This is a genomic window from Acinetobacter sp. MB5, assembly GCF_003261585.1.
GTDB lineage: Bacteria > Pseudomonadota > Gammaproteobacteria > Pseudomonadales > Moraxellaceae > Acinetobacter.
In genome coordinates, this window is sequence record NZ_POVU01000037.1 from 1 (window position 1) to 5,645 (window position 5,645).

The 5,645-nt window shown below is 48.4% G+C and carries 2 tRNA genes and 3 rRNA genes; all 5 read right to left on the minus strand.

Annotation, left to right across the window (positions count from 1 at the left end):
- Window positions 1-43: 43 nt before the first annotated feature.
- Window positions 44-158: ribosomal RNA gene (gene rrf / locus C1A47_RS17405) — 5S ribosomal RNA — on the minus strand.
- Window positions 159-369: 211 nt separating this feature from the next.
- A 23S ribosomal RNA gene (locus C1A47_RS17410) occupies window positions 370-3,264 on the minus strand.
- Window positions 3,265-3,649: 385 nt separating this feature from the next.
- A tRNA-Ala gene (locus tag C1A47_RS17415) sits at window positions 3,650-3,725 on the minus strand.
- A gap of 66 nt (window positions 3,726-3,791) precedes the next feature.
- Window positions 3,792-3,868 (minus strand) — tRNA-Ile (locus C1A47_RS17420).
- A 61-nt stretch (window positions 3,869-3,929) separates the two neighbouring features.
- Window positions 3,930-5,467: ribosomal RNA gene (locus C1A47_RS17425) — 16S ribosomal RNA — on the minus strand.
- The 16S, 23S and 5S rRNA genes sit together here with 2 tRNA genes alongside, the layout of an rRNA operon.
- Window positions 5,468-5,645: the final 178 nt, after the last annotated feature.

A 5,645-nucleotide genomic window follows, 5' to 3' on the forward strand; every position in this document is an offset into this window, starting at 1 on the left:
AAGCACCCCGACCTCTATAGAGATTGGGGTGCTTTGAATAATGAGCTGGCGATGACTTACTCTCACATGGGTAACCCCACACTACCATCAGCGCTAAGAGGTTTCACTTCTGAGTTCGGGAAGGGATCAGGTGGTTCACTCTTGCTATTGTCGCCAGCACAACTGTTATGGACTTGTTCGGGTCTTATTCACATTGTGATATTCACAGTGTTTGCCTTACTTCGTACCAAATGAGTTATTAACGGATTGGTTAACTGAGTCGAATTTTATGTTCTAGCGTTTACTAAATCAAGTTCTTTGTTTCAGATCAGGTTTAACTGATCTTTTATGAATCGATTTAAGCTTTATATACAACTGCTTGGGTGTTGTATAGTCAAGCCTCACGAGCAATTAGTATTGGTCAGCTTCATACGTCACCGTACTTCCACACCCAACCTATCAACGTCCTAGTCTCGAACGGCTCTTTAGAGGACATAAAGTCCTAGGGAAATCTTATCTTGAGGTAGGCTTCCCGCTTAGATGCTTTCAGCGGTTATCCCTTCCGAACATAGCTACCCGGCGATGCGACTGGCGTCACAACCGGTACACCAGAGGTTCGTCCACTCTGGTCCTCTCGTACTAGGAGCAGATCCTCTCAAATTTCCAGCGCCCACGGTAGATAGGGACCGAACTGTCTCACGACGTTCTAAACCCAGCTCGCGTACCTCTTTAAATGGCGAACAGCCATACCCTTGGGACCTGCTTCAGCCCCAGGATGAGATGAGCCGACATCGAGGTGCCAAACACCGCCGTCGATATGAACTCTTGGGCGGTATCAGCCTGTTATCCCCAGAGTACCTTTTATCCGTTGAGCGATGGCCCTTCCATACAGAACCACCGGATCACTAAGACCTACTTTCGTACCTGCTCGACTTGTGGGTCTCGCAGTTAAGCGCGCTTTTGCCTTTATACTCTACGCGTGATTTCCGACCACGCTGAGCGCACCTTCGTACTCCTCCGTTACTCTTTAGGAGGAGACCGCCCCAGTCAAACTACCCACCAGACATGGTCCTCGTCCCGGATAACGGGACAGAGTTAGAACCTCAACATTACCAGGGTGGTATTTCAAGGACGGCTCCATTGGAACTAGCGTTCCAACTTCAAAGCCTCCCACCTATCCTACACAAGTAAGGTCAAAGTTCAATGTCAAGCTGCAGTAAAGGTTCACGGGGTCTTTCCGTCTAGCCGCGGGTACACTGCATCTTCACAGCGATTTCGATTTCACTGAGCCTCTGCTGGAGACAGCGCCGCCATCATTATGCCATTCGTGCAGGTCGGAACTTACCCGACAAGGAATTTCGCTACCTTAGGACCGTTATAGTTACGGCCGCCGTTTACTGGGGCTTCGATCAAGAGCTTCGCTTACGCTAACCCCATCAATTAACCTTCCAGCACCGGGCAGGCATCACACCCTATACGTCCACTTTCGTGTTTGCAGAGTGCTATGTTTTTAATAAACAGTTGCAGCGGCCTGGTTTCTGTGGCTGCCAACAGCTCAGGGAGCAAGTCCCATCACCATCAGCAGCGTACCTTCTCCCGAAGTTACGGTACCATTTTGCCTAGTTCCTTCAGCAGAGTTCTCTCAAGCGCTTTGGTCTACTCGACCTGACCACCTGTGTCGGTTTAGGGTACGATTCCTGTGTAACTGAAGCTTAGAGACTTTTCTTGGAAGCATGGTATCAGCCACTTCACTGTACAAGTACAGCTTGCTATCAACTCTCAGCATAAAGCACCCCGGATTTGCCTAAGATGCATGCCTACTGTCTTTCACCTGGACAACCAACGCCAGGCTGACTTAACCTTCTCCGTCCTCTCATCGCATTACACAGAAGTATTGGAATATTAACCAATTTCCCATCGACTACGCCTTTCGGCCTCGCCTTAGGGGTCGACTCACCCAGCCCCGATTAACGTTGGACTGGAACCCTTGGTCTTTCAGCGAACGGGTTTTTCACCCGTTTTGTCGTTACTCACGTCAGCATTCGCACTTCTGATACCTCCAGCATGCTTCTCAACACACCTTCATCGGCTTACAGAACGCTCCCCTACCACTTACGCATAAGCGTAAATCCGCAGCTTCGGCACATAGTTTTAGCCCCGTTACATCTTCCGCGCAGGCCGACTCGACTAGTGAGCTATTACGCTTTCTTTAAAGGGTGGCTGCTTCTAAGCCAACCTCCTAGCTGTCTATGCCTTCCCACATCGTTTCCCACTTAACTATGATTTTGGGGCCTTAGCTGGCGGTCTGGATTGTTTTCCTCTTGACTACGGACGTTAGCACCCGCAGTCTGTCTCCCGGATAGTACTCATAGGTATTCGGAGTTTGCATCGGTTTGGTAAGTCGGGATGACCCCCTAGCCGAAACAGTGCTCTACCCCCTATGGTATTCGTCCGAGGCGCTACCTAAATAGCTTTCGGGGAGAACCAGCTATCACCGAGTTTGATTAGCCTTTCACCCCTATCCACAAGTCATCCCCCGGCTTTTCAACGACGGTGGGTTCGGTCCTCCAGTTAGTGTTACCCAACCTTCAACCTGCTCATGGATAGATCACCCGGTTTCGGGTCTATACCCAGCGACTAAAACGCCCTATTAAGACTCGATTTCTCTACGGCTCCCCTATACGGTTAACCTCGCCACTGAATATAAGTCGCTGACCCATTATACAAAAGGTACGCAGTCACACCACGAAGGTGCTCCCACTGCTTGTATGCATGCGGTTTCAGGATCTATTTCACTCCCCTCACAGGGGTTCTTTTCGCCTTTCCCTCACGGTACTGGTTCACTATCGGTCAGTCAGGAGTATTTAGCCTTGGAGGATGGTCCCCCCATATTCAGACAAGGTTTCACGTGCCTCGCCTTACTCGACATCATTATCTAAGCCCTTTCGTGTACAGGACTATCACCCGCTATGGTTGCACTTCCCAGAGCATTCCACTAAAACTTAGATAACTTAATGGGCTGATCCGCGTTCGCTCGCCGCTACTGACGGAATCTCAATTGATTTCTTTTCCTAAGGGTACTGAGATGTTTCACTTCCCCTCGTTCGCCTTGCATGACTATGTATTCATCATGCAATACCTACCTTATGGTAGGTGGGTTCCCCCATTCAGACATCTCCGGATCACAGGATATTTGCCGCCTCCCCGAAGCTTTTCGCAGGCTATCACGTCTTTCATCGCCTCTGACTGCCAAGGCATCCACCACATGCACTTAATTACTTGACTATACAACCCCAAACAGTCGTTACACCTACAAGTTGGTGTAGCAACAGAGTTTATGATCTCTCACTTACTCATTCAGCTTGTTGTTTCGTGTATTTAAACACTGTACAGCTTCAATCTAATTCATATACCAAAACGCTTGATTCAGTTAATTTGCTAGTTCTCATATTCATTCAACTTTCACAATTGCTTGCTACTGTCTTCTGAATTGAGTGAACAATTTATTTCAGACTCAATTTTACCAATCTGTTAATGAGTTAATGTGTCCTCGTCGGATCACACTAATACCGTGATACTTAAATCACAGAAGTTAATAAAATAAAACCTTTTGGTTTTTCTCTTACTAAATTCTGTAATCTTTAGCTTAAACTCTAAACTTCAGAATTCGTGGTGGAGACTAGGAGAGTCGAACTCCTGACCTCCTGCGTGCAAAGCAGGCGCTCTACCAACTAAGCTAAGTCCCCAGCTTATATCATTAATAATGTATCTTCTTTCTGTAACTTCAATTTATTCAATCTCAGCCTTAGACTTGGTGGGTCTGACAAGACTTGAACTTGTGACCCCACGCTTATCAAGCGTGTGCTCTAACCAACTGAGCTACAGACCCTCAGATACATCTTAGAAGAACAACTTGTTGTGGATTCTTACCAATCAATCCGTCTTTTCGTTAAGGAGGTGATCCAGCCGCAGGTTCCCCTACGGCTACCTTGTTACGACTTCACCCCAGTCATCGGCCACACCGTGGTAACCGCCCTCTTTACAGTTAGGCTAGCTACTTCTGGTGCAACAAACTCCCATGGTGTGACGGGCGGTGTGTACAAGGCCCGGGAACGTATTCACCGCGGCATTCTGATCCGCGATTACTAGCGATTCCGACTTCATGGAGTCGAGTTGCAGACTCCAATCCGGACTACGATCGGCTTTTTGAGATTAGCATCACATCGCTGTGTAGCAACCCTTTGTACCGACCATTGTAGCACGTGTGTAGCCCTGGCCGTAAGGGCCATGATGACTTGACGTCGTCCCCGCCTTCCTCCAGTTTGTCACTGGCAGTATCCTTAAAGTTCCCGACATTACTCGCTGGCAAATAAGGAAAAGGGTTGCGCTCGTTGCGGGACTTAACCCAACATCTCACGACACGAGCTGACGACAGCCATGCAGCACCTGTATCTAAGTTCCCGAAGGCACCAATCTATCTCTAGAAAGTTCTTAGTATGTCAAGGCCAGGTAAGGTTCTTCGCGTTGCATCGAATTAAACCACATGCTCCACCGCTTGTGCGGGCCCCCGTCAATTCATTTGAGTTTTAGTCTTGCGACCGTACTCCCCAGGCGGTCTACTTATCGCGTTAGCTGCGCCACTAAAGCCTCAAAGGCCCCAACGGCTAGTAGACATCGTTTACGGCATGGACTACCAGGGTATCTAATCCTGTTTGCTCCCCATGCTTTCGCACCTCAGCGTCAGTGTTAGGCCAGATGGCTGCCTTCGCCATCGGTATTCCTCCAGATCTCTACGCATTTCACCGCTACACCTGGAATTCTACCATCCTCTCCCACACTCTAGCTAACCAGTATCGAATGCAATTCCCAAGTTAAGCTCGGGGATTTCACATTTGACTTAATTAGCCGCCTACGCGCGCTTTACGCCCAGTAAATCCGATTAACGCTTGCACCCTCTGTATTACCGCGGCTGCTGGCACAGAGTTAGCCGGTGCTTATTCTGCGAGTAACGTCCACTATCCTAGAGTATTAATCTAAGTAGCCTCCTCCTCGCTTAAAGTGCTTTACAACCAAAAGGCCTTCTTCACACACGCGGCATGGCTGGATCAGGGTTCCCCCCATTGTCCAATATTCCCCACTGCTGCCTCCCGTAGGAGTCTGGGCCGTGTCTCAGTCCCAGTGTGGCGGATCATCCTCTCAGACCCGCTACAGATCGTCGCCTTGGTAGGCCTTTACCCCACCAACTAGCTAATCCGACTTAGGCTCATCTATTAGCGCAAGGTCCGAAGATCCCCTGCTTTCTCCCGTAGGACGTATGCGGTATTAGCATTCCTTTCGAAATGTTGTCCCCCACTAATAGGCAGATTCCTAAGCATTACTCACCCGTCCGCCGCTAGGTCAGGTAGCAAGCTACCCTTCCCCGCTCGACTTGCATGTGTTAAGCCTGCCGCCAGCGTTCAATCTGAGCCATGATCAAACTCTTCAGTTTAAAATCATTTGTACTTTACTAAAAGTACTAAATCTGGCTCATTAATCTTACTGACTAAAAATTCGCTCAAATAAACTTCGAGAAATTTCTACCAATTCAATCAATGAAATATATATTCGACTGATCAACTAGTAAAAATCCACACAAGTTGTTCTTCCAATTCTCTTAATGATCTTCT